Origin of the sequence: Ensifer sp. B1-9 (assembly GCF_050474445.1) — a bacterium.
GTDB lineage: Bacteria > Pseudomonadota > Alphaproteobacteria > Rhizobiales > Rhizobiaceae > Ensifer.
On sequence record NZ_JBCHVG010000006.1, the window covers coordinates 345,488 to 369,791 of the forward strand.

24 protein-coding genes are annotated in these 24,304 nt (G+C 60.3%); 15 read left to right on the forward strand and 9 right to left on the reverse strand.

Annotated features, from left to right (window positions below):
• Nucleotides 1-20: 20 nt before the first annotated feature.
• Nucleotides 21-533, forward strand: a complete 513-nt coding sequence (locus ACQ5BM_RS13595; RefSeq protein WP_429811811.1) for a TRAP transporter small permease — start codon at nucleotides 21-23, stop codon at nucleotides 531-533.
• Nucleotides 530-1,843: a TRAP transporter large permease gene (locus ACQ5BM_RS13600; RefSeq protein ID WP_429811814.1), complete on the forward strand. Its 1,314-nt coding sequence runs from the start codon at nucleotides 530-532 to the stop codon at nucleotides 1,841-1,843. The genes ACQ5BM_RS13595 and ACQ5BM_RS13600 overlap by 4 nt, the downstream gene beginning before the upstream one ends.
• A gap of 66 nt (nucleotides 1,844-1,909) precedes the next feature.
• On the opposite strand, the gene ACQ5BM_RS13605 is transcribed toward ACQ5BM_RS13600, so the two are convergent.
• The 8 genes from ACQ5BM_RS13605 to ACQ5BM_RS13640 all read right to left on the reverse strand — a co-directional run bounded on the left by ACQ5BM_RS13605 (nucleotide 1,910) and on the right by ACQ5BM_RS13640 (nucleotide 11,400).
• Nucleotides 1,910-2,284 carry a VOC family protein gene (locus ACQ5BM_RS13605; RefSeq protein WP_429811817.1) on the reverse strand — a complete coding sequence of 125 codons (375 nt, stop codon included), beginning with the start codon at nucleotides 2,282-2,284 and terminating at the stop codon, nucleotides 1,910-1,912.
• Between the two features lie 276 nt (nucleotides 2,285-2,560).
• Nucleotides 2,561-3,532: an FAD:protein FMN transferase gene (locus tag ACQ5BM_RS13610; RefSeq protein WP_429811820.1), complete on the reverse strand. Its 972-nt coding sequence runs from the start codon at nucleotides 3,530-3,532 to the stop codon at nucleotides 2,561-2,563.
• Nucleotides 3,525-4,073, reverse strand: coding sequence for a nitrous oxide reductase accessory protein NosL (locus ACQ5BM_RS13615; protein ID WP_429811822.1), 549 nt, complete (start codon nucleotides 4,071-4,073; stop codon nucleotides 3,525-3,527). Before ACQ5BM_RS13615 ends, ACQ5BM_RS13610 begins: the two co-directional genes overlap by 8 nt.
• Complete coding sequence (locus ACQ5BM_RS13620; protein ID WP_429811824.1) at nucleotides 4,070-4,897, reverse strand: ABC transporter permease; 828 nt, start codon at nucleotides 4,895-4,897, stop codon at nucleotides 4,070-4,072. Before ACQ5BM_RS13620 ends, ACQ5BM_RS13615 begins: the two co-directional genes overlap by 4 nt.
• Nucleotides 4,897-5,814, reverse strand: a complete 918-nt coding sequence (locus ACQ5BM_RS13625) for an ATP-binding cassette domain-containing protein (protein ID WP_429811825.1) — start codon at nucleotides 5,812-5,814, stop codon at nucleotides 4,897-4,899. Before ACQ5BM_RS13625 ends, ACQ5BM_RS13620 begins: the two co-directional genes overlap by 1 nt.
• Entirely contained in the window at nucleotides 5,798-7,186 is a 1,389-nt protein-coding gene (locus tag ACQ5BM_RS13630; RefSeq protein ID WP_429812046.1) for a nitrous oxide reductase family maturation protein NosD, read from the reverse strand. Before ACQ5BM_RS13630 ends, ACQ5BM_RS13625 begins: the two co-directional genes overlap by 17 nt.
• On the reverse strand, nucleotides 7,186-9,099 hold the full coding sequence (nosZ, locus tag ACQ5BM_RS13635) for a TAT-dependent nitrous-oxide reductase (protein WP_429811827.1): 1,914 nt from the start codon (nucleotides 9,097-9,099) through the stop codon (nucleotides 7,186-7,188). The genes ACQ5BM_RS13630 and nosZ overlap by 1 nt, the downstream gene beginning before the upstream one ends.
• A gap of 24 nt (nucleotides 9,100-9,123) precedes the next feature.
• On the reverse strand, nucleotides 9,124-11,400 hold the full coding sequence (locus tag ACQ5BM_RS13640; RefSeq protein WP_429811829.1) for a 4Fe-4S binding protein: 2,277 nt from the start codon (nucleotides 11,398-11,400) through the stop codon (nucleotides 9,124-9,126).
• Nucleotides 11,401-11,570: 170 nt separating this feature from the next.
• On the opposite strand from ACQ5BM_RS13640, the gene ACQ5BM_RS13645 reads away from it, so the two are divergent.
• A complete protein-coding gene (locus ACQ5BM_RS13645) occupies nucleotides 11,571-12,470 on the forward strand; it encodes a ferritin-like domain-containing protein (protein WP_429811831.1) in 900 nt (299 codons plus the stop codon).
• A gap of 13 nt (nucleotides 12,471-12,483) precedes the next feature.
• On the opposite strand, the gene ACQ5BM_RS13650 is transcribed toward ACQ5BM_RS13645, so the two are convergent.
• Nucleotides 12,484-13,005, reverse strand: coding sequence for an A24 family peptidase (locus ACQ5BM_RS13650; RefSeq protein ID WP_429811833.1), 522 nt, complete (start codon nucleotides 13,003-13,005; stop codon nucleotides 12,484-12,486).
• A gap of 335 nt (nucleotides 13,006-13,340) precedes the next feature.
• Here ACQ5BM_RS13650 and ACQ5BM_RS13655 point away from each other — a divergent pair, with 335 nt between their 5' ends.
• From ACQ5BM_RS13655 to ACQ5BM_RS13710, 12 genes are all read left to right on the forward strand, one after another.
• Nucleotides 13,341-13,553, forward strand: coding sequence for a hypothetical protein (locus ACQ5BM_RS13655; RefSeq protein WP_429811835.1), 213 nt, complete (start codon nucleotides 13,341-13,343; stop codon nucleotides 13,551-13,553).
• A gap of 96 nt (nucleotides 13,554-13,649) precedes the next feature.
• Nucleotides 13,650-14,651: a Flp pilus assembly protein CpaB gene (gene cpaB / locus ACQ5BM_RS13660; RefSeq protein WP_429811838.1), complete on the forward strand. Its 1,002-nt coding sequence runs from the start codon at nucleotides 13,650-13,652 to the stop codon at nucleotides 14,649-14,651.
• 62 nt (nucleotides 14,652-14,713) lie between these two features.
• Nucleotides 14,714-16,201 carry a type II and III secretion system protein family protein gene (locus ACQ5BM_RS13665; RefSeq protein ID WP_429811841.1) on the forward strand — a complete coding sequence of 496 codons (1,488 nt, stop codon included), beginning with the start codon at nucleotides 14,714-14,716 and terminating at the stop codon, nucleotides 16,199-16,201.
• Entirely contained in the window at nucleotides 16,146-16,487 is a 342-nt protein-coding gene (locus tag ACQ5BM_RS13670; protein WP_429811844.1) for a pilus assembly protein, read from the forward strand. Before ACQ5BM_RS13665 ends, ACQ5BM_RS13670 begins: the two co-directional genes overlap by 56 nt.
• 101 nt (nucleotides 16,488-16,588) lie before the next feature.
• Complete coding sequence (locus ACQ5BM_RS13675; RefSeq protein ID WP_429811847.1) at nucleotides 16,589-18,076, forward strand: TadE/TadG family type IV pilus assembly protein; 1,488 nt, start codon at nucleotides 16,589-16,591, stop codon at nucleotides 18,074-18,076.
• A gap of 5 nt (nucleotides 18,077-18,081) precedes the next feature.
• A complete protein-coding gene (locus tag ACQ5BM_RS13680; protein ID WP_429811849.1) occupies nucleotides 18,082-18,573 on the forward strand; it encodes a TadE/TadG family type IV pilus assembly protein in 492 nt (163 codons plus the stop codon).
• A complete protein-coding gene (locus tag ACQ5BM_RS13685) occupies nucleotides 18,567-19,154 on the forward strand; it encodes a TadE/TadG family type IV pilus assembly protein (RefSeq protein ID WP_429811852.1) in 588 nt (195 codons plus the stop codon). The genes ACQ5BM_RS13680 and ACQ5BM_RS13685 overlap by 7 nt, the downstream gene beginning before the upstream one ends.
• A 28-nt stretch (nucleotides 19,155-19,182) precedes the next feature.
• Nucleotides 19,183-20,325, forward strand: coding sequence for a pilus assembly protein (locus tag ACQ5BM_RS13690; RefSeq protein ID WP_429811854.1), 1,143 nt, complete (start codon nucleotides 19,183-19,185; stop codon nucleotides 20,323-20,325).
• Nucleotides 20,322-20,927, forward strand: a complete 606-nt coding sequence (locus ACQ5BM_RS13695; protein ID WP_429811857.1) for a L,D-transpeptidase — start codon at nucleotides 20,322-20,324, stop codon at nucleotides 20,925-20,927. Before ACQ5BM_RS13690 ends, ACQ5BM_RS13695 begins: the two co-directional genes overlap by 4 nt.
• A gap of 19 nt (nucleotides 20,928-20,946) precedes the next feature.
• On the forward strand, nucleotides 20,947-22,395 hold the full coding sequence (locus ACQ5BM_RS13700) for a CpaF family protein (RefSeq protein WP_429811860.1): 1,449 nt from the start codon (nucleotides 20,947-20,949) through the stop codon (nucleotides 22,393-22,395).
• Entirely contained in the window at nucleotides 22,392-23,345 is a 954-nt protein-coding gene (locus ACQ5BM_RS13705; RefSeq protein WP_429811862.1) for a type II secretion system F family protein, read from the forward strand. Before ACQ5BM_RS13700 ends, ACQ5BM_RS13705 begins: the two co-directional genes overlap by 4 nt.
• Before the next feature lie 7 nt (nucleotides 23,346-23,352).
• Nucleotides 23,353-24,297: a type II secretion system F family protein gene (locus ACQ5BM_RS13710; RefSeq protein WP_429811864.1), complete on the forward strand. Its 945-nt coding sequence runs from the start codon at nucleotides 23,353-23,355 to the stop codon at nucleotides 24,295-24,297.
• Nucleotides 24,298-24,304: the final 7 nt, after the last annotated feature.

Below are 24,304 nucleotides of genomic sequence, written 5' to 3' on the forward strand. Positions count from 1 at the left end.
TCTAGGATATCGAGACAACCATGGAAACCTCACGACCACAGGAGGAAGCAATTCCTCTGCTCAGCCTGCGCCGTGCCGATGAGGCGATTGGCGTTGCGGCACTGCTCGTCATCGTCTTTTCGATTCTTTGGGGAGTGATCAGCCGCTACATCTTTCCGCAGCCGGCGGCCTGGACCTACGAACTGGCGATCATGGCCTTTGCCTATCTCGTCTTCTTCGGTGCAGTCGCCGGTGTCCGCCTCGGCACTCATGCGGCCATCGACGTTCTCGTCGCAGCGTTCCCCTCGGGCTGGCAGAAGGCGGTCGCCTGGTTCAACTACCTTCTGCTGGCCCTGTTCTTCATCGCCATGACGATCCTCTTCTCCTGGCAGGCCTGGACGTCGCGCCACGTGCACACGATCGCGCTCGATCTATCACGCAGTCTTTCCTACGGGCCGCTGGCGCTCGCTTCGGCCGGCATGCTGGTCCAGCACCTCGTTGTCGAAAGACCGTGGACCGCCCGCCTGCATCGCAATGTGGAATCGCTGATATGACCTTCTTCCATCTGGCCGGCCCCTCGCTGCTGGTCGTCGTCCTCTTCCTGTTGTCGACGCCCATCACCTGGGCCATGGCGATCGGAGCACTCGCCTTCTTCGTCATCAACATGGACATGATCCCGCTCGCCAACTTCGCCCAGGAGATGGCAGAGGGTAGCCAGTCGGTTTCCCTGTTGGCGTTGCCGCTCTTCGTGCTTGCCGGCTGCATCATGAATGCATCGGGGATAACCCGCCGTCTGCTGGCGCTTGCCGACGTGATGGTCGGCCATATGACCGGCGCTCTGGCGCAGATGTGCACCGTGCTTGGCACCTTGCTCGGCGGCCTTACAGCGTCTGCCAACGCCGATGCCGCGATGCTCGCCAAGACCCTTGGCGTCGAGATGGCCGAAAGGGGTTACAGCCGCGCCTTCGCGGCGGTCATCACCTCGTCGGCATCCATCATCACCAGTCTTATCCCGCCCTCGATCGGTCTCATCGTTTATGGCTTTCTCGCGGAGACCTCGATCGGCCGGCTCTTTGCCGCCGGTGTCGTACCGGGACTTGTGCTTGCGGCCGGGCTGATGGTCACCACCTACTTCATCGCCCGTAAGCGCGGCTACAAGCCGCTCCGCAAGGAGCGCGCCACCCGGGCGGAGGGCACCCGGGCGCTGATCGACGGGCTTTGGGCCTTGTCTATCCCGATCGTGATCTTCGCCGGTACGCGCTACGGCATCTTCACCACCACCGAGGCCGGCGCCGTGGTGGTGGTCTATGTGTTGTTCGTCGCCGTCTTCGGCTACCGCGAATTTACGCTCCGCCAGATCCCGGAGGTGCTCGCAGAGTCGGTGCGCGATTCCTCCGTCGTCATGATCATGATCTGTGCTGCGGCGGCTTTCGGTTTCTATCTCGCCTGGGAACAGGTGCCGCAAGCGATGTCCGGTTGGCTGGGCGGTGCAACCGACAATCCGCTTTTGATGCTGCTCCTCATCAACGTTCTCCTGATCATCATCGGAACGGCGATCGAAGGGTCGGCTGCGCTCATTATCCTGACCCCGATGCTGATCCCGATCATCGACGGCGTCGGCATCGATCGTGTGCATTTCGGGGTGGTTTTCATCACCAATCTCACGATCGCCGGCATCACGCCCCCGGTCGGCGGCCTGATGTACATCTCGTCCATGGTGCTGAAGGTGCCGATGATGGCTTATGCGCGCGAGGTGCTGCCCTATCTCGCGATGATGATGGTCCTTCTGGTCATGCTCAGCATGTTTCCACAGCTCTCGCTGTGGCTTCCGAACCTCGTCTATGGAACCGCCGCGGTTCAGTAGTGCGATGAGATGGCCCTCCGCATCGACGGAGGGCTACGCGCCTGCGGAGACGTTCGACCGGTTCCGTCAGGCTTCAGGTTCGTGGCAAACCGCTTCGATGTTGTGCCCGTCCGGACAAAGCACGAAAGCCGCGTAGTAGTTCGCGTGGTAGCGCGGGCGCAGTCCAGGTGCGCCGTTATCTTTGCCACCCGCTTCCAGAGCCGCGCGATAAAACGCGTCGACTTGCTGGCGGCTGTCGGCCGCGAAAGCGATGTGAAGATGGGCCGGCTTTTCCTCGGTCTGGTGCAGGCACAATGAAGCCTTACCCTTTGCGCTGAGTTCGACACCGTAGGAGGGTTCGCCTTCTGCAATGATAGTCACACCGAGCGGCTCGAGTGCCCTAAGGTAGAAGGCTTTGCTCACGGCAAAGTCCCTGACGCCGAATTTGACGTGGTCAAACATAAGTTCTCCTGACATGCGCGAGCCTGCCTGGCGGTAGGGCCCGCAGTGCTGCCTGTGCTGCAATCGATCCTTCCCGGCCGATTTGCATGGGACCTAAATGGCATGTCTCAGCGATCAATGGCAAGGAACGGAGGCGGATCGCCCAATGGCGTCAGATCGACGACCGGCTGTTCGAGCTGCCGGTCGTTCGCAATCAAAGCGCCAGACTCCCCGTATCCGGCAGGCCCCGGAACGAGACATCCGTCCAGTCAACTCCCGTCCATCGGCGAGGCGGCATCAACGGCTTTTGAGATGTACATCGACCGAGGCCTGCTGCTTTGCCAGTGCATCGATCTCATCACGCGCCATCAGCGAAAACGCCGTCGAAAGGGCATCCGCGGTCGAAGCCTCCGGCGCAACGACCGAGACCCGGGCATAGCGCTTAGCGGTGGCGCCGCTTCGTGGGTCCAGAATGTGGCTGAAACGGCCTTCGGCGTCGAACTGGAACCCTTGCCCGGAGGATGTCGCAACTGCGCGGTCGGTGACGTCCAGGGTCGTGTTGACATCATCCGCATCCTCAAAGTCGGCAAGGCCGATGCGCCAGGGTTGCCCGTCGGCCCTTGAACCGATGGCGCGGTTCTCGCCCATGTCGACGAGGCTGCTGGTAACGCCGGCCTCACGCAACAGACCGACGACGCGATCGGTGACGTAGCCCTGAGCGATGCCGTTGAGTGTCAGCGCCATGCCCCGCCGGGAGAAAGCGATGCGATTGCGGTCGATGCGCACTTGCGCAAAATCGGCCAGGGCCAGCGCCTCGCGCACCTCGCCATATGATGGTCCGGCAGGATCGGCATCCGGCCTCGCGAAGTGCCGGGCGTAAAGCGCCCAAAGTGGCTGTATCGCGGGCTCGAATCGACCACCGGTGAGACCGTGAAAACGCCCGGATATTTCAAGGAGTTCCACAAGCTCTGTTGGCGGGGCCGCAAGGGCGCCAAGGCGATTCAGTTGGCTAAGGGCCGAATCGTCACGGTAAAGGCTGAAGATATCCTCTAGGCGCCGAACCTCTGCCACCACTCGGGTGATCAGCGCCTGGGCTTGCGCCCGGTCTTGATGATTGAGAACGAGTGTGGCCGGCGCCCCCAGAGCCTGACCGTGCCAGACGACAGGTTCTGACGGCAGCGCCGCCCACCCTTTTCCCCGCAGCAGCGGCAAGCCGGCGAAAGCAGCCATGATCGTGATGAAACGCCGGCGGCCGATGGGCTTATCCATGATCCTGTTCTCCCGGTGCTGTGGCATTGTCGTTGCTCTCTTCACCGGCGCCCAGGATGTAGCTTTCGGGAAGATCGGCGAAATTCACGATGCGGCCGCCATTCTCGACAACGAAGGCCTTTGCAGCTTCCTGCGAGGAGAAGGGAACCGCTTCTTCGGCGCCCATGCCGCCTCTAAGCCGGCTGTCGATGACGAAAACCGCCTTGCGCGCGTCGATCCAGTTATCGGCGCCGGGTTTTTCCCAGCTCGGCGCCTTGCCCATGTCGGATACATAGATGGCGGCAATTTCCTTGGGCTCGTCAGGCAGCATGGTGAAGGCAACGGTGTCGCGCGCCGACGAGAACCATATCGCTTCCGGTATCTTCTCAAGGATGATCTGGCCCTTGGGGCCGGCGTGTTCCAATACGTTCATGCCGCAATAGCGGCCCATGGCGTCCTGGGTGAGGGCATAGGGCGCAGGCATCTCGGCCTGCTCCTGGTTCTCGCAGGCAATAAGCAGCAGCGATGCTGCGACGATGAGGGCGAAGCGGACGGGTTTCAAATGTCCCTCCTGGAGAAAAGCAGAGTGGCAAGCGCGAGCGGCGCGGCTGTCCAGGCACAAAGCGCCGCAAGCAGAACCTCGCCTGTGAGGATCGAGTTCTTGGCAACTCCGCCCATGCCGGAGAGCGCGGCAGCGCCGCCGCTGCCGAGATTGAGAAGCCGATAGGCATCGGTCGGATTGGCAAGCAGCAAGAGGTCGAGCAGGCCATCCGGCAGTGAACGGCCTTGCGCTGCCACGAGCCCACCCAGCAGTGCCATGTCGTAGATCAGCACGAAAAAAAGCCAGAGGCCGATGGCAATGCCGCCCGCGGTGCTGCGCTCGCCCGCACTCGCACTCACGAAATAGCCGATTGCAACGAAGACCGCACCAAGCAGGACGGACGACCCGGTCATGGAAACGAAGGCGAGCCAACTTTGCACGTCCGTTGCGCCGCCCATCATGGCCAGCGCAATGGCGGCTGCGCCGTAGCCGCAAATGGTTGCGAAGCACAGTATGGCGATATGGCCGAGGAATTTGCCGAGCACGATCTGGCCGCGTCCAATGGGATAGCCGAGCAGTAGCAGCATGGTGCCGCGTTCGACTTCGCCGACGATGGCATCGTGCGAAATCAGAAGGGCGATCAGCGGCGCCAGAAAGATCGTCAGGCTCGAAAGGCTGACGATCACGACGTCGAGACGGCTCGCGCCGACATTGCCGGTGGGCGCGCTTCCGAGGAAAGTCAGCGTGAGGGCAAGGGCGGCGAGGACCAACGTCGTCGCAAGGACCCAGCGATTTCGCATGCCCTCGCGAACTTCCTTGGCCGCGATAATCAGGATGTTTTGCATCACGCCGCCTCCTGGCTGTTCAGGAAATGCGCGTAGAGGTCGTCGAGCGTCGGCTCTATCATCGTCAACGTGTCGATCCCGGAGGCCGCGTCGCTGAGGCGGTGCAACAAAGGAAGTCTTTCGGAATGGGCCACCTCGGCCTCCAGGCTGCCGTCGCCCGCTTCTGTCCATCGGACGCCGGCCTCGTTGAGAAGGTCGGGCTTTTCGCTGGAGACAGGCCGCACGCGGATTCGGGACGGCAGGCTGGCGATCCGCCTGAGGTCGTCGATGGTTCCGTCGGCGATCTGCGAACCGCGGTTGATGATGATTACCCGCCCGGCGCGATCCTCAAGTTCCCCAAGCGCATGCGAGGACAGGAGGATCGTCGTTCCGCCAGCGCGTAGTTCATCGATAAGAGTATAGAAATTGCGCCGTAGCGCCGGATCGAGACCGCTCGTCGGTTCGTCGAGAAACAGCACTTTTGGTGCGCCCAACAGCGCCTGCGCCAGCCCAAGCCTTTGCCGCATGCCCTTGGAATAGGTGCGGATGGGGCGGTCGGCGGCGCTGATCGCGAGCCCGACACGCTCGAAGAGTTCGTCTGCGCATCGGATATCCACCCGTTTCAGGCGCGCGTAGAAGGAGAGCGTTTCACGCCCCGTCAGCGCCATATGGAACGATACGCTTTCCGGAAGATAGCCAAGCGCCCGGCGGACGGCGAAATCGCCGTTTGCCGGATCTTCGCCGAGGACACGTACCTCGCCGGATGTCGGGCGGATCAGCCCGAGCAGCAGCTTGATCAGCGTCGTCTTGCCGGCGCCATTGTGGCCGACGAGCGCTACGGTCTCGCCTTCGCCGAGGGTGAAGGAAAGCGCACGCAGGGCATGCACCTTGCCGCCGTATCTTTTCGAAACCCCTTTGACGCTAACGGTCGAGGTCATGGTCATGTTCCTTTCGTGGCGGGATCGCCATCAACGGATGGCTGTCGGTGACGCCGCCAGGCAGAAGTGCGGGAAACCGCGCCTGGGCCCAGCGTACGACCTGGACCGCAGGGCTGCTCGTCAGCACGCGCGCCTGCGGTGCCGTCCAGAGGACCCGGTCGATCAGATCGTTGGGCCGGTAGGCGTTATCGGAGATGCCGTCGCCATCGAGATCGAAGCCGGGATTGTCGCTCCAATAATTGCCACGTCCATCCTCGGACCAGTCGAGATAGCGGGCGCCGACATACTTCACCTGGTTGCGGTTGCCGAGAAAGGCGTTGCCACTCAGTTTGTTGCTTTCAGAACCGGCAGTGAAATGGATGCCGATCGCGCAGCCCTCGAACAGGTTGTCCCGCAGGCGATTCTTGTTGGCGTTGTAGATGAACACGCACTTGTCCGGACCGGGCCGCATACCCGTCCTGTCTTCGACGGCATCGCCATCGGCCGCCGGAATTCCGTGCTCCTGAGACCGGACGCCACGCTCGTCCCAGCGCGAGACCGGCTGCAGGCGTCCTTTGACGATATTGCCGGTGATGGTTGACCCATTGGCATAGTTCAGAAGCAGTCCGTGGTCGCGGTCGCCATCGGAGACGTTGCCGGTGATTTTCAGCCGGCTGGAGAACATGATGGCATAGCCGACCGAGTTGCCGGTGGAGATGTTGTCGCTGATCTCGCTGTCGTTGGTGTACATGTAATGGATGGCAAAACGCAGATTGCTGAAGCGATTGCCACTGAAGACGTTACGCTTGCTGGCGTTGGTCGCGATGCCATCGCGCCCGAAGCTGATATCGTTCCCGGTCACCCGCGCGCCCGGCGCATTCCACAGCGTCACGCCGTTGCCGGTTTCGCTCAACCGGCCTTCCCCGGTGCCAATGATGACGTTGTCGCGGGCAATCGAGTTCTCGGCGCCGTGCAGATAGATACCGTAGAGATTGCCCTCGATGCGGCTCTTCTCGACGATGGCCCGTCTGGCAGTTTGTGCAACGAAGACGCCCGAATTCATGTCTTCGAGAGAGCTGCCCGATCCCGAGACGGTAATGCCGCTGAAGACCACGTCTTCGGCGGTGATGGTGACGACGCTGCCCTTGCCGTCGCCTTTGATTGCAGCGCCGGGTTCGCCGCGCAGCGTCACAGCTGTGCCGATCGTGATCGGGCCGTAAAACTCTCCGTTCTCCAGCACCAGTTCATCGCCGGGCTCGGCAGCATCGATCGCTTGCTGGAGGGCTGGCGCGGTAGCAGGCGAGAGGCGGATCGTTTCCGCCCCTGCCGTTGCCGGGATGGTGGCGGCGACTGCCGCCACCATCCCGAGCATTACCGCCTCGTGGAGACGCATCATGCCTTCTTTGGCTCCACGAACATCCGGCCCTTCATCTCCATGTGCATGGCGTGGCAGAACCAGGAGCAATAATACCACCACACGCCCGGCTTATCGGCGGTGAAGGTCACCGAGGCTGTCGCCTGCGGCGCAACTTCCATGTTGATGCCGTAGTTGATGATCGAGAAGCCGTGCGTGAGATCTTCCACCTCGTCGATGTTGGTGACGTAGACGGTTACCTCATCGCCCTGCTTCACCGTGAAGCTCTCGAGGCCGAAGGCAGGCGCGGCCGACGTCATGTAGACGCGAACCTTGTTGCCGTCGCGGATCACCTCGGAATCGACGAGCAAGTCGATATTGTCGGCCTTTGCCTGGGCGACCGCATCGGCAAAGAAGCTGTCGTCGCGGCTCCAGATGCTGACCGGGTTGATCTTCGAGTTGTGAACGATCGTCGCGTCATGCGGCTCGGCAAAGGTCGGGTTGTCGTGAACCAGCACCATTTCATCGCCCGAGATATCGATGAGCTGATCGTTCTCCGGCTTCAGCGGGCCGACGTTCAGGTAGCGGTCCTTCGAGAACTTGTTTAGAGAAATCAGCCACTTGCCGTCGGCTTCCTTCGTTTGCCCCATCGACGTGTGGTTGTGTCCGGGCTGATACTGCACATCGAGCTTCTGGCGGATCGGATTGACCTTTTCGCCCTTGTAGGCGCGTCTTGCATCCTCAAGGTTCCACTTGCAGATCTGGCTGTCGATGAAGAGCGTCGTGTAGCAATTGCCCCGGCCGTCATAGGCAGTGTGCAGCGGTCCAAGCCCGAGTTCCGGTTCGGCAACAACCGTGTCACGCGGCTTGATCTTGTCGTCGAACAGGTCGTCGAACAGGCGCACGTCCATGACGGTGACGGTCGGCGACAGCTTGCCGTTGGCGACGATATGAATGCCGTCCGGCGCCGTATTCATGCCGTGCGGGCCGTTGGAAACTGGAATATAGCGGGTGTAGGGGGAACCCTTGCGGCCGTCCAGAACCGGAACGCCGCCCATTTCCTTGAAGTCGCCTTTCGCGACCGCTTCCTCGATGCGCTTGAGGTTGAAAACGACGATCCAGTCCTGGTCCTTCGCCATCATCTCGGCGAGGTTCACGCCTTCTTCGGAGTTGTAGCAGGTGGCAAAGGCATATTTGCCCTGGTAGTCGGCGTCGACGTTGTCGAGATTACCGTCGACCATGACCTGCCATGCAACCTTCATCGTGTCGCCGTCGATCGCCGAAAAGATCGCGTGATACTGCTTGTGGTCGTCGAGAACCGAGCCGTCGTTCGGGATCGGTACGCGATCTTCGCCATTTGCGAAGACGTAGCCGGTGCGCGGGTACTTCTGCACGCGCAGACCGTGAACTGTATGCTGGTTCGGCAACTGGATGATCTTGTCGCACTTCATGACGTCGAGGCGGATGCGGCAGACACGCGTATTGGCCTTGTCGTTTGCGAAGAGATAACGCCCGTCATAGGTGCCTTCCGTGAAGGACGGGTGCGGGTGGTGCAGGTCGCCGTTGAGATAGATGCCGCCCTTGTCCTTCAGATACTCCTTGGTTTCCGGCAGGAGCCCCTCCGTCAGGATCTTGCGGCTCTCGTTCGTCATGCCCCAGCCGGTCGCGCTGTCGCGGTTGAAGACCGGGATTCGCATCAGCTCGCGCATCGACGGCAGGCCGAGGATGCGGACCTCCCCGCTGTGGCCGCCGGAGAAGAACACGTAATATTCGTCGAGTTCACCAGGCTTCACTTCGATGGACTGGCCACCGGCTGCCAGTGCCGGTGCTGCCGTAACGGTGGAAATCGTAACCGCGCCACCGACGGCCGCAGCACCCGCGACAGCCGCCGCGGCAGTGGAGCCGAGAAGCTGGCGCCTGCTGAGGGCGGTTGGGTTATTGGGATCTGACATGTCTTTGCTCCTTTGATGATGGCTTCAGACGGGCTCGCCTGTGGCCTCTTCCTTGCCGCCGATCGGCTTGCCCTTGTGGGTAACCACGGTTTTCGCCGGCGCTTGTCCCCTCGATGCAGGAGTGGAAAGCGCCATGAATTTCTCCCGCTTCAGCCGCACCTGGATCATGTGCGGGCAGCGCTGGTCGTCCTGGTAGAGTTCCTGGCAGTGCATGCAGTAGATGCACTCGTTGACGTTGATCTGCCCTTCCGGATGGATCGACTGCACCGGACATTCCTTGGCGCAGCGCTGGCAGGGCGAGCCGCATTCAGGCCAGCGCTTCAGCCATTCGAACATGCGGATGCGTCCGGGAATGGCGAGTGCGGCGCCGAGCGGGCAAAGATAGCGGCAGTAGAAACGTTCGATGAAGAGACCCGCAGCCAACAGCGTCAAGGCAAAGAGGACGAAGGGCCATTCGCGCGCGAACTTCAGGATGATCGCCGTCTTGAAGGGCTCGATCTCGGCAAAGGTCTCTGCCAGCGCCACCGAATAGAGCGACAGGCCGAACAAACCGAGGAAGATGATGTATTTCACCGGCCAGAGCCGCTCGTGCAGTCCCCAGGGCAGCTTGATCTGCGGCACCTTCAGCCATTTGGCGATACCGTTGGTAAGCTCCTGCAGGGCGCCAAACGGGCACAGCCAGCCGCAAAACGGGCCGCGTCCCCAGAACAGCAGCGCTGCCGCCACCGCCGCCCAGAGAATGAAGATCAGCGGCGCCGAGAGGAAAAACTCCCAATGAAAGCCGGTGATCAGCGAATTGACGAAGGTCAGGACATTGACCACGGAAAGCTGCGCATTGGCATACCAGCCGAGCCAAACCAGGGCGAAGAGCAGATAGCCGCGTCGTATCCAGCCGAAGAGTTTCGGCCTGCTGACCAGCCAGTTCTGGAAGAAGAAGATGGCGGTCAGTGCCAGCAGTCCGGCAGAGGCGATGACGACGGAAGCGCGGCTCATTTCCCAGATGCCGACCCACAACGGCACCTGTTGGTCATCAAGCTGGCCAGCCTCCGCCTCGGCTTGGGCGGGAGCTGCGGCGGCGGGCTGGGCGGCAGCCTGCGCAGGCGCCGCCTCGACGATCATGTAACGTTCGGGAAGCGTGTATCCGAGATCGTAGGGCAGGGTGGCCTTGTCGCGCACGCCAGTGCTGCGCTGGACCAGCAGCTGCAGTTCCCACGGCTCCGTGACGTCGAAGGTGAAGTTGTCGGGAATGATGTAGAGGGCGATTTCGCGCAGGCGAGGCGCGCCTTCGGCGGCGATCTGCGTCAGCCGCGTGTGATCGCGGTCGCGAAAGCGTAGACCTTGCCCGTCCTGCAACAGTTCGATGCGGTCGAAGATGCCACCGCGCACATAGCCTGACCCCTTGAACGAATAGGCGCCGTCACCGGCGACCAGAATGGCCGACTGGCTGGGCTTCAGCCGCTTGGCAAGGCGTGCATAACCCTCTTCGCCCAGCAGGCTCTTGCCGATGGAGAGCACGCTGACAGGCGCAAGATAGAGGTCGATGAAGCGGTCCTTGGGGTTGGCTGTTTCGGGCTTCTCGGCCGCATCCTTGTGATTGACCCGAAGGAAAGCCTCCGATACCTCACCGACGTCGAGCCGAAGGCTGCGGATCGAACCGTCGCCGAGAAGGGTTTGCCAGTCGCGGACCTCCTGTTGCGAGGGATCGAGCTTTCGAACCGGCGCAGCGCTGGCGACTGTTGCCGCGGCGTTGTCGCCGAGCCTACCGCTCCGCACCAGCTTGACGGCGGAGCGCACCACGCTGTCGCCCATCACCAGAACGGTAACGGTCGCGCCGCTGACGATGTCGACTTGAGGCGGCCGCTCGGCACCCGAGGCGACGCGCGAGAGATCACGGCCAATGATCGAATTCAGGGATTCGACGACGCGGGCTTCCGGGATGCCGATCAGAACGATCGGCTCCTTGTGGTCCACCAGCTTCAGCCCGCGCACCACGCCGGTCTTGTCGATCCCGACGACGATATGGATTGGCTTGCCGGAATAGCCGGTCGAGTTGGTGAAATCGGAGTTGAGGTAGGCGTAGCCGGCAATGTCGGCACCCTTGTAGACGGGCGCGATTGCGGGTTCGCCAATGGGGTCACCGAAACGGTCCGCGCCGGCAAAAAGCTCCGCCGGCTGAACCTTGGCGAGGTATTCGGAAAGGCCGCCGGCGGCGAACGCCTGGCCCGCAGCGGCAAGGACCGCAATGAAAAACGAAAGAAAGACGGCCAGACCGTGTTTTCGGATGGGGACGTTCTTCAGCATTCGCATTCCATCTGGCGCAGCGGCCGTTCTCAAACCAATCCTTCGCCGCGATCTTCGGCACAGGAAATTCGAGCGGAACTTAGCGACGCAGACGGCGGGATCGTTGAGCCAGATCAACCAACGGTTTTTTTGTTTCCGTAGAATGCAGGCGTTTTTTTCGGAGAGACTTCATGCCCAAACTGACCGAAGAGCCGCCCGTTCTGGACACCATGGAGGGCCTGATGCAAACAGCCGCGCGCATGGAGCAGGAGGCGATCGAAGGGTATGAGGCGCTGCGAGACAGGATGAGCGCTGAGGGGCGACCCGAGCTGGTCACGGTCTTCGAACGGCTGATCGCTGAGGAAAGATCGCATTTGTCCGAGGTCGCAAATTGGTCCAAGGCAAGCGGAATTGAAGCTGGCGGAACAGCGGCCGAGGTTTCGTCGCCGCCTGATCTCTTCGACCCTGAAGGCGCTGATTTGATTCCGGTAGAAGCCTTAAGCGCTTACCGCGCTTTTTCGATCGCCGTCAGAAACGAAGAGCGTGCTTTCGAATTCTGGAGTTACGTCGCCGGGAAAGCTCCCTCGCAAGAGATCCGGCGGGCAGCCGAAAAGATGGCCGGCGAGGAACTGGGCCACATCGCGACCTTGCGGCGCGAACGGCGGCTGGCCTTTCATCGCGGGCGCCAGGCTGCTTCGCCTGGCGCCGAGTTGACACTTGAAGATCTCGAACGGCGTCTTCATGAACGGTTGCTGGGCCTGGGAGATATTGCGGATTTGAGGGAACTAACCCGCTTCGCGCATGGCGCGAGAGAGCGTCTCGCGAGATGCTACGACCTTCGCGTGGTCTGCAGGCCGAATATCGACGGGTTTTCTCCGGCAGCGTTCGAACGTCCGGCTGTCCTTTGCGGCATAGTGCTCGACTGTTACCTCGATCTCATGGCACGCAAAAAGGACGAAAATGTCCTTGTCTTCGCCCAGGACGCTGCGTCCCAACTGGTGCGGTGTCTTCTGTTCCTGCGTGGTTTGCCCGCGGCAGGTGTGATCTTGCGTTGCGACGGTAGCGGACCGGATCACCCCGAAAGGCAATGACGGGCGTGCGTGTCTAAGCCTGGCGGTGCCCGAGGGCCATCGTGATGAGCGTGGCGAAGACCATGATGACGCCGTAGGGGATCTTGCGGCTTGCGCGGATCTCCTCGATGCGCATGACGACGGCGTAATGCGCAAATGCCAATGGCATGGGCAACCTCAAGGCCAGCATGGTCACGATGCCACCAAGCAGCAGGAAAAGAGCGAAGGGGAGCATGCCGTGCCAGCCGACGAAGAGGCCGATCGGCAGGAATAGCTTGGCGTCGCCGGCACCAAACAGCCGGAAAGCCCAAAGCGCGACACCAAGCGCAAAGAGCAGAAGACCCGCGCCGACATCACCGCCTATGCCGTCGAGTGAGAAGAGTGCCGCGCCGATGTCCTGCGTTGTCACGAGTCTGGCCGTGGCGCTAAGCGCATAGACGGCGACGAGCGCGAGCACGACGCCGTTCGGAATACGCCAGCGCTGGAAGTCGCTCCAAGCGGCATAGAGAAGGAATAGGGCCGCTACCAAAGTAATTATGTTGACCGTTTCCATCATGTTTTGCCCCGGTTCGCACGACAGATGCGCTTTACGTCATGATTGTCCAGTTCTTCCAAAGACTTCGCAACAATGCCAGCGATGGAAGATCTCAAGAAATATTACACAAATTCACAGTTTGGTGGGTTACTCCTGTACTTGCCCCTAAAAAACAAGGGGTTCGGATTTTAACCATAAGACGGGAATGCTCCATACTGCATCGTATTAGAGATTGACGATATAATAATTAAGGGATTATTAATGATGTCAGTCGGAGAGGCGGTCTCGATGACATGCGGGGCCGGGGAAAATAAGCGGTCACGCGAAAAGCTATACTGTGTAGGAGGTAATTCTCGATGAAAGCACTTTTGAACAAAGTCCGCGCTTTCGCGCGGGAAGAAGACGGTGTGGCGCTGACTGAATACCTGGTGTTGCTTGGACTTCTCTCGGGAGGTGTCATCGCGTCGGTTATTGCTATTGGTGGTGATCTTCAGGTCGCGTGGAGCAGCTGGGAGACTTTCTTTGGCACCGGGGATCTGGGTTATTCAGCGACGCCGCCGGCGCCGTGACATTTGTCGCTTATCGAGGGAGGGGTTTATTAACTCCTCCCCGCTATTTTAGAAATATGTATTGGAAGTAATTTTCTCGATGTGCGAGTGGCGGCGATGCGTTCCTCAACGGTCATCAGTCTAGTTATTGCGCTTTTTCTTGCAGTCACAGCAGTTTTTGCGACCCGTACTTACCTCGCCGATCAGCAGGCGCGGCTTGCGGCAAACAGTAGTGCGAGATCCTCGGAAAAGATGCTTGTCGTTGCGGCCAAAGCCATGCGCTTCGGCGACCGCGTTCGCGCTGAAAATTTGAAAACCATTCCTTGGCCTTCTGAAGAGAGGCCGGAAGGTTCATTCGATGCCGTCATTGCTCTTCTCGGCGACAAGGACGAGCCGCGCTATGCGATGGAGGCGATTGATCCCGGAGAGCCGGTGCTATCCTCGAAGATTACCGGCGCCGGCGAGCGCGCCACCCTCTCAGCGGCCCTCGATCAAGGGATGAAAGCCGTTTCCATCCGCGTCAACGACGTGCTCGGTGTGGCCGGTTTCGTGCGTCCCTCGGACCGGGTCGATGTACTCCTGACCCGCGTTATCCGCAACGCCAAGAGTGGAAATGAGCAGAGCTCGGTGGATGTATTGTTGCAGGGTGTGAAGGTGCTTGCCGTCGACCAGATAGCCGACGAACGCAAGGACGAACCCTCGGTTGTGAAGACGGTCACTTTTGAGGTGACGACCGACGAGGCGCAGCGCCTAACGCTTGGCGCCAATATCGGTACGCTCTCGCTCGCGCTTCGCAATATCGCTTCGGCCTCTATCGAGCAGACGCGGCCGGTAACAGTCGCAGATCTTGGGGGTGGGCCCATCGCTGCCGACCTCGCGGAAAGCTCTGACGACGGCCGATTTGATTCGATCGAGCGCATGGTTCGCAAGGTTGGTGAAGACCTCGGTGGCCGGCTGAACTCCGTCGAAAGCAAGATGAATACGCCCGCGCGTGAAAAACAGGTGCAAATCGTCGAGCGAAACGTTGAGCCGGTCTTGCCGGCAGAGCCCAAGTGGGCGACGGTTGGCGTCTGGAACACGACGAAGCGGGAAGAACACAGAGTAGGATTGATCCAGTGATGTGAGGTGAACCTGCCCTGAGGGGACAGGCCCGGCTTCGAGGAGAGGGAGCTAAGGCAGGAATGTTGAGGGGAAGCGTAAAGCGTTCAACAAGAGGCAAGGCCCTCGCGGCGGCTGTCGCGATCGTATCGGCCTATGGTCTTTGGGGGCCCAGCCTTATCAGGCCGGCAGATGCGCAGGAAAAATTCGTAAGTCTCGGCGAGTCGGTTCAGCAGGTGGTGCTTCCACCGAACGACACTATAACGATCACGACGGGTAAGCCTTTCGGTGACCTCGTGATCGGCAGCGCGGAACTTATCGATGTGGTGCCGCTCTCCGACAAATCCCTTTTCATCCGCGCCAAGAAGAACGGGGCGACGAACATCTCGGTTTACGGTGACGACAAGAAGCTTCTTGGTGTCATCGACATTCGTGTCGCGAGTGATTTCAGTGAGGTAGCATCGGCGATCCGCTCCGCATCGCCGGGTTCGCAGGTCCGGGTGATCAACTCGAACGATCGCATTCGTCTGACAGGCATGGTTCGTGATGCCAGCGAACTCCAGCGGGTGGTCGAAATCGCCCAGTCTTATTCCGATCAACCCGTCCTCAACCAGTTGCGCGTGAACGACTCCCAGCAAGTTATGCTGGAAGTTCGCGTTATCGAGGCGTCGCGCCAGACTGGCCGCGACCTTGGCATCGGCTGGTCGGGGCACGGCAAAAACGGTATCGGTAAGGCGACGACCAGCCAGGGGATCGCCGTGGAGGATGGTGCACTTGTTCGCACCCTGGGAAATGCAGCGGGTGCCGCAACCGGTATGCAGCCCTTTGGCCAATTGATTGCTAAAGTTCTTGAGATTTCCGGTGGTCAGATCGACGTGGTCATCAATGCGCTCGAACAAAAGGGTTTGGTGCGCCGCCTTGCCCAACCGAACCTGATTGCCATGAGTGGCGAGACAGCCAGCTTCCATGCCGGTGGCGAAGTGCCGATCCAGACCACAGTGGCCAACGGAGCGACGCTGGCGACGCAAACTGACTACCGCCCGTTCGGTGTGCGATTGACTTTTACCCCTATCGTCCTCGATGGCGGACTGATCAGCTTGAGGGTTGAGCCAGAAGTCTCTGAAATCGATACATCTATCAACGTCAACGGCAATCCGGGCTTCATTTCGCGTGCGGCCAAGACGACCGTGGCATTACGCGACGGTCAGAGCTTCGCCATGGCCGGCCTGCTGCAGTCGATTAATTCCAAGGATATCCAGCAACTGCCCGGCTTGGGGCAGCTTCCGGTGATCGGCGCGCTCTTCCGCTCGACTAGCTTCCTGAAGCGGGAGTCCGATCTCGTTATCGTCGTAACCCCGCATATCGTGCGGCCGGCGGCACCAGGCGAGGCGCTCTATAGTCCGCTCGACCAAACGCGCTCGTCCAATGACGTCGAGCTTTTTGCGCTTGGCGTTCTGGAAGTGGACAAGGATATGCTGCGCCGCTTCCGCAATGGCGAAGGCGTCACCGGCCCTTATGGCCACAGGCTCGATCTCGACACGGGAGGCGTTGTTGCTGTTGCGAAGAAGTAAGCGAGCGCTTCTGGTTCTGGCGGCTACCAGCCTTATCTCGGGCTGCGCCGACTATATGAACCACAGGGACACGATCACATTTGGTGCCGGTAATGCAATGGAGGCTAACAAGGGTATCCACACCCAGGATCCATTCCCACGCGTCGCGCAAAACACGCGCATCGCAACCGATGGCAAGGTGGTGAGCAGGGCTATACGAGGCTACCAAGGTGGCGGCGGGGCTCCGGCATTGGTGATCCCGCCTGGGCAGGCGGCCGGAAGCAACGGCTCGGCGTCGAGTAATTAACCGACGCAGCCGGAGTTTGATGCGGCAGCAGTGCCGGACAGAAATGCGGATAGAAGCAACTCGACGCGACGGTAAGCCACCGCGATCGGAAAGGCATGCCTATGCTGAACAGGGCAATCAAAAGGTTCTGGGACGACCATAGAGGTTACGTCATCGCGTTGACGCTCATTGCTATGCCGCTTTTGCTCGGCTTTTCGCTGCTTGTGATCGATGTCGGGCGCGGCAACAATCTGGATACGGACTTGCAGAACGCGGTCGATGCATTGGCGCTTGCCGGCGCGAGGGAACTCGACGGCAGCAGCGACAGTATCACGCGTGCCGAAGTCGCGATGAGCAACCTCGTGAAAAATCAGGCGCGGTTCTCGAATGGCGGGCCAGTTCTCATGGAAGCCGACGAGGTGGAATGGTATTTCCTGACCGAGATACCGGCGAGCGACGACACCGCCATCGATGTCGATTGGATCGACGCGCACCAGACGATCGAGGGCGCTGAAGCGATTTATGTCATGGTGGTCTCGCACGAGCGACCGATGACGACGCTGTTTCCGCTGCCTGTCGGGCTGACGAAGGATACGGTCGATTTCGGCGCATCGGCCGTGGCGACCTATAATGTGGCGGCGTGTGACGTGACGCCCATCTTCATCTGCAATCCTTATGAGGGTGACGGCCTCTCGTTCGAGGAAGCCTTCAGCCAAGGATTGACCTATAGCAGGGAATTTCGCCTCCTGAAAACGGACGCCACCCCAGGTCCGGGCAATTTCGGATTGCTAGATACCGAAATCCCGCTTCGCGAAGCCTTTGCCAAAGGTACTGCTGGCACGTGCTATTCCAGAACCTCAATCACTACAAAGCCCGGCGTAACGCTCGGGCACGTGAACGTGGGTCTTAATGTGCGGTTCGATATTTATGCCGGACCGCTAAGCCAGATGGCCGTCAAGAAAGACCCCGCCTATCGGCCCGCCGTAAACGTGCGCAAGGGCGCAAAGAACCCCAACGCGTGCAACAAGTTCACGTCCGCTGACGATGGTTCGGCGATGGGCTTCCCACCGGGCCAGGGCACCGACCGGCCCGGTGTCTCTGGTCCCAACTGGGATTATACGACTTACTGGCAGATCAATCACGGCGGAACCATGCCGCCCATCCCGAGCAACAGCCATCCCACTAGCACAAACCAGTGGCCGCCGTCGCGCTATGATGTCTATAGATATGAGATCAAAAATAATCTTGTAGGCGACCAGGCCGGTGGGAAAAAAAGCGGCGAAACCGGCATCCCGCAATGCGTTGACAAGGATGTCAAACTCACCGCGCAGCCCGATCGCCGCATAATCTTCGGCGCGGTGGTAGACTGCAATGACTTCAGAGACCCGACTAAGAGTACGACGATCAACGGCAAGACATCGCTGAAGCCGGATGCATTCGCCAGCTTCTTCCTCACAAACCCGATTGAGAAGGAAGACAAGACTGTGAATGATGATAATGAAACTGGCGCCGAGAAGCCGATCCGTCTCGAAGTCGTGGACGTCACGGGCAACAAAGGCCGCGGCACGCTGGACACTTTCATCCGCGAGGAAGCCTATCTGGTGAGGTGATGGTCATGATCCGCCGAAAAAGCTCCCTCTTCAAGCGCCTTCGCCGCGAGACGCAGGGTGCTGTCCTCGTGGAGGCGATCGTCGCCGTACCGTTTGTTACATTTTTCAGCGTCGCTATCTTGGAATTCGGCAACATGCTCTGGCAGAAGGAGCAGATCGAGACCGGCCTGCGCGACGCCGCGCGCTATCTCGCGCGCTGCCAGCCTGACAATCTGCCAGATTTCGATTCTGACTGTAGTGAAGTTCTAGCGCGACGAATTGCCTATTACGGCACGTCATCGGCTTCCGCGACCGTGCCGCGTGTGACCGGTTGGACGCCTGCGCGCAGTGCAATCACCTTTGAATATCCCATGCGCCAGGGGTACCAGGCGGGGTTGCATAAGGTGGTGGTGGCCCGTACGAGCCATGTCTACAGCACCTCGCCGCTGTTTGGTTGGCTCGATCTGGGGGCCGTGAACATCCAAGCCTATCATGAGGAGAGGTATGTCGGATGGTAATGGATCGCTCATTCCGACACTTCCTCGGAGACGAATCCGGTATCAGCCTCACGGAAGGCCTGATCTCCTTGCCAATCGTGATGCTCGCCTTCGCAGCGTTCGTGGAATTCGGCTACGCTATGTTCCAGTGGAACCAGACGGTGAAGGCGCTGCAATACGGCGCCCGCCTCGCGGCGGTCTCCGACCCGGTAGCGACCAGCTTCGATCCGAATGCAATCGCGGCGGACGGTGTCGGAGGGACTGCAATTCCTGCGGGCGCGAGCTTCGTCTGCGGCCCAGCGCTTGCCGGCTGCAATACGACGGCACTCAACCGTATCGTCGAGGGCGCCGGCGGTCGTCCGGGAATGCGCGATCTGAATTGGCGGATCGCACCCGAGAACGTAGTCGTCACCTACGAACTGTCTGGCCTCGGCTATTACGGCCGTCCAATGGGCGCGATTGCAACGATCCGCCTCGAGGTTCGCAACATTGATTTCGACCTGCCGATCCTGGGTGGCCTGCTGGGGCTCGACAACATTACAGTGCCCGCCCATCCAGTGACGATCACGACGGAAGACCTCAAGACATGTTCAACCTGCTGAGCCCTTCAATATTGCGTGGGGGTGCGAGATGACCGCACATATGAATTTTGCAACGACGACCAAGATTCTCGTTCTTTCCGACGATGCGGCGGCGGCGAGCCTCATGCTCGATACGTTCGGGTCGTTGTCGCGTTACGAAGCGCACCACATGGCGCTGAGCGCGCTTGGCGAGGCGGGACGAGTCGATCCGACACAATTCAATCTGATCGTGCTCGACGTTGATTGTGGCGACATGCTCTGCCGCCCGGAGATTTTCGCGTTCCGAGCCAGTCATCGCAATATTCCGATGGTGATCGTTTCCGAGCTTCTGTCGGATGAATTGATGCGGCCGCTGTTTCGGCTGAACGGTGACGACTGGCTGAAGAAGCCGCTCGAGCGCCGTGCACTGATCGAGATGATCTCGACCCATGCGCCGGGCGTCGGCGGCAACGAGAGCCGGGTTCATGCCGTCGTTGCTGCCGTCGGCGGTGCCGGGGCGAGTGTCATCTCCTCGTCGCTTGCCAATCTGTTGGCGCAGCCGACGAAAGGCGTCACGCCGCGTGTCGGTCTGTTCGATCTGGATTTCTCGTCCGGATCGCTCGGTTACTACCTCAACCTTCTCAACGACTACGATCTGAAGACCGTCATCGCTAATCCGGCGCGTGTCGATCTCGAATTCATCGATCTCGTGCGCAAGCGGCATGCCGGTGGTTTCACACTGCTGTCGTTCAAGCAACCAACGGTGCTGTTGGAGGCGAAAGGAACCGAGTTGGTGCTACGCATGCTGGATGTCGCCGCCTTCGAGAGCGACCACCTGGTGATCGATGTGCCCTACTACGAAACGCCTTGGAAGAGCAATGTGCTGGCCTCAGTCAACAGTGTTTCCATCGTCACCGAAATGACGATCCCGGCGCTTCATCAGGCAAAGGACCTGTTCGTCGATCTCGTGCGGCAGCGCGGCAGTGCTGACTCGATCCAGGTGGTCATCAACAAGTATCATACCAGGCTCTTCAGCCTCGGAGTGCGTCGCGAGCAAGTGGACAAGGTGTTCAAGGATACGCCTGCGCACATCATTCCTTATGACTGGGACACGCTAAGCGAGGCGGTGAACCGCGGCGTTTTGCCCAACGAGGTCAATTCGCGCTCGCCCTTCTGCGGTGCCGTCGGAAAGCTCGGAGCTCTCGTCAGATGAAGGAACTCCTCCACGGCAGCAGTCGATCGGTGGACCGAAGCAGCATCGGTCATGGCCGATATACGCGGGCCGTGTTGCTCTTGAGCGCGCTGACACTTACGGCGGCTGCGACTGGCGCATTGGCGGGCGGGACGGTGCCGCGCAGTCTCGGGCCGAAAACGAGCACGATCATAACGATCGAGAACAAATATCCGACCGGCACGATCGTCGTCGGCAGTCAGGAGCGGACGCTCGATCTGGTCATTTCAGGCAACCGCGCGATCCGTTATCGGATCGGTGTCGGCCGCGACGGTTTCCGTTGGAGCGGCGTCGTGAAGGTGGGGCGAAAAGCCGAATGGCCTGATTGGCGGCCGCCGGCCAAGATGAAGGCGCGGGCACCGGAACTGCCGGCGCTTGTGCCTCCTGGTCCGTTCAACCCATTGGGCGCCCGCGGCATCTATCTCTACCGGGGGAGCGCCGACACGCTTTATCGCATTCACGGAACGAACGAGCAGTCCACGGTCGGGCAATTCGCGTCCTCAGGCTGTTTCCGCATGAGCAATGCCGACATCATCGATCTCTACGAGCGGGTGACGGTCGGAGCAACGGTGATCGTCAAATAGTCGAAGAAGGTAGGAAGCAATGGCAACGGGGTTCATTGGACGTTTCTACAAGCAGCGGGATGAGGAGCTGAAGGAAGCCGCTGAACCCTCTCAGATGCCGGTTGCCGAAGCCGCCGCCGTGCCCGATCCCGAGGCTGCCGGCGCGGCTGCCAGCGCCAGGCTGGAGGAGTCTCTGGGGCTCGACATGGTTGCGGAGCGCGTCAATTTGCACCGCCATCTTCTCGACCGCATCAACCTCGGCATTCTCGACACGATGGACGACGAGGAAATCGCCACCGAGATCAGGCCGCTCGTCAAGGACTACATCCGGCGCAACAATTTCCCGCTTAATGCCAAGGAAATCAACGACCTGATTCGCGATATCACCGACGAGATGCTTGGGCTCGGGCCGATAGAGCCGTTGCTTGCCGACGACTCGATCGCCGATATCCTGATCAACGGTTACAACAGCGTTTACGTCGAAAGGCGCGGCAAGCTCGAAAGCACGGCGGTGCGCTTCAAGGACGAAGATCACCTGCTGCGGGTGATCAACAAGATCGTCTCCGCGGTCGGACGACGTGTCGATGAATCGACGCCGCTAGTCGATGCGCGGTTGAAGGATGGATCACGTGTCAACGTCGCCATCAGACCGATCTCGGTCGACGGACCGCTCGTCTCTATCCGCAAGTTCACGCGCAAGCCGCTGACGCTGGAGCGCCTGGTCGAGAATGGCGCCATGGCGAACGCGATGCGCATTCTGTTGAGCGCCGCCGTCAAGGCCCGGGTGTCGATGGTCGTCTCCGGTGGCACCGGCTCGGGCAAGACGACTCTGCTCAATGCCCTGTCGTCGCAGATCTCGGCCAAGGAGCGCCTGATCACCATCGAAGACGCGGCCGAATTGCAGCTGCAGCAACCGCATGTCGGACGGCTGGAAACGAGACCGCCGACGCTTGATGGCCGTAATGAAGTGCGCCAGCGCGAGCTTCTCAAGAATGCGTTGCGCATGCGGCCCGATCGCATCATCGTCGGCGAGGTGCGCGGCGAAGAGGCCTTCGACATGCTGCAGGCGATGAATACTGGCCACGAAGGCTCAATGACGACCATTCACGCCAACACGCCACGCGACGCCGTCGGCCGACTGGAGCAGATGGTTGGTATGGCGGGCATGCCCATGTCGCAGCTCAGCATCCGCTCGCAGATCGCCTCGGCGATCACCATTATTGTTCAGGTCCAGCGCCTGAGTGACGGCAGCCGCAAAGTGGTGTCGATCTCCGAGATCACCGGCATGGAAGGCGAAGTCGTGCAGATGCAGGAAATCATGCGGTTCAGGCGAACGGGTACCGACGATAACGGCCGCATCCACGGCGAATATCGGGCGACCGGCCTTCGACCACGCTTCGTCGAGGATTTTGCGGAGCTTGGGATCGTAATTCCGGCAGCGATCTTCGATCCGGGAAAACCACTGCAAACGGGGGCGACCGAACTATGACCTTGCTGATCCTCTACGCTGCGGTCTTCATCGCCGCGCTGGTTTCCGTCGAGGCGCTGCTGCGCAGCTACTTCCGGAAGTCCGAGCGGCAACGCGCCGTCAATCATCGGTTAAGCCTGCTCGATGCGAGCGAGGACCGATTCAAAACCTACCGTGCGATGCTGAAGGAACGCGGTGCCGATGGAGATTGGCGATCCACGCCGCTGGTTCAGCGCGCCCGGCAATTTTATGTTCAGTCAGGTGTCAAGTTCGACGCTCAGCGTTTTGCGCTTTACGGGATCGCCACCGCGGTGCTGGTCTGGGTGATCGTTCAATTCCTCGTTCCGAGCACCCTGGTCCGGATTCCCGCCTTTCTGGCGATCTGCTTTCTCATCCCTGCCATCGCCGTCTGGCGCATACGGGCCAGCCGGATTCGCAAATTTATCCTCAAGCTTCCGGAGGCGCTCGACGTTGCCAATCGCAGCCTATCTGCGGGGCATCCGTTGCCGGCTGCAATTTCCCTTGTAGCTCGCGAAATGTCCGATCCGGTGGGAACGGAATTTGGCCTGCTCTCGGATGAGTTGACCTATGGTACCACCTTGGATGACGCCCTCGTCAATCTCAGTCACCGCGTCGGGGCGGAAGACTTGAACCTGCTAGCAATCGCCTTGAGCGTCCAAGCAGGCACGGGCGGTAATCTGGTCGAAATCCTTCAAAATCTCTCGAAGACCCTGCGTGATCGCACAATGCTGAAAGCCAAGGTCAAAGCGATTTCGTCGGAAGGACGTATCACCGCGATTTTCATGTCGGTCTATCCGATCCTTCTCTACGCGATGATCAAGGCGCTTGCGCCGACTTACTTCGATCCTGTTTGGGCAAGTGGCCACGGCACGACCATCGTCGCCGTGCTCGTTGGTATCATGGCGGTCGGCAACGTTATTCTCTACAAGATGGTCAACTTCGAATACTGAGGCTGCCATGGGCGAGTACGGAATCTACATCGTCGTCTTCTTCGCGGTGATGATATTCTCCGTTGTTATTGCGGAGTTGGTATTGCGCAGACGCGCGGTCGATGTCCGATTGTCGGAGACGACCATAAAGACAGGTGGCGACGACCTCCTGCTCGGCGATAGCACCCTTGTTGATTTGGGTGAGGCGGAAAATCGCCTGATCCGCCGCTATTTCGAGATCACTCGACGCGACCAAAATGCCAATTCCACACAGAACCGGCTGATCCGGGCGGGATATTTCGGAGCCAAAGCGGTTTCCGTGTTTCAGGTCGTGCGCGCACTTCTCTGCGGTGTGGTCATGGTAGGGGCAGTCTGGGCCCTAAACCGCTTCGTCCCCAAGATGCCCCAGCTTGCGGTCCTGCTCGTGGCCATGATCGCGACCGGGATCGCGTTCGTGCTCGTCAATATCTACATCGACCGGCGCGGCGACGCCAAGGAGCGGGAATACCGGCGGCTCTTCCCCGATTTTATGGACATGCTGATCGTGTGCCTTGACGCGGGCATGAGTCTCGAGGCGGCGGCAAACCGCGTCGCGCGCGAATTCGTTCAGAAACAACAGGATTTCGGCCTGCATCTCTCGATCATGATGCTGGAAGTGCGAGGCGGGCGCCGCTTGCGCGACGCTTTGACTAACCTCGCGACGCGCTTACGGATCGATGAAGCGCGCTCGCTCGCCGTGCTGTTTCGTCAGTCGGAGGAACTCGGAACCAGCGTTACCCAGACGCTGCGCGTCTACAGCAAGGAAATGCGTGATCTCAGGGTCGTACGGGCCGAGGAGAAGGCTAATGCCCTACCGATCAAGATGCTTCTGCCGCTTGGCGCCTTCCTGTTTCCTGTCAGCCTTATTATTGTGCTCGTACCCATCGTCCTTCGCGTTCTCGGTATTCTCACCGGCTTGAAACCTGGTGGATAGGTAAGAG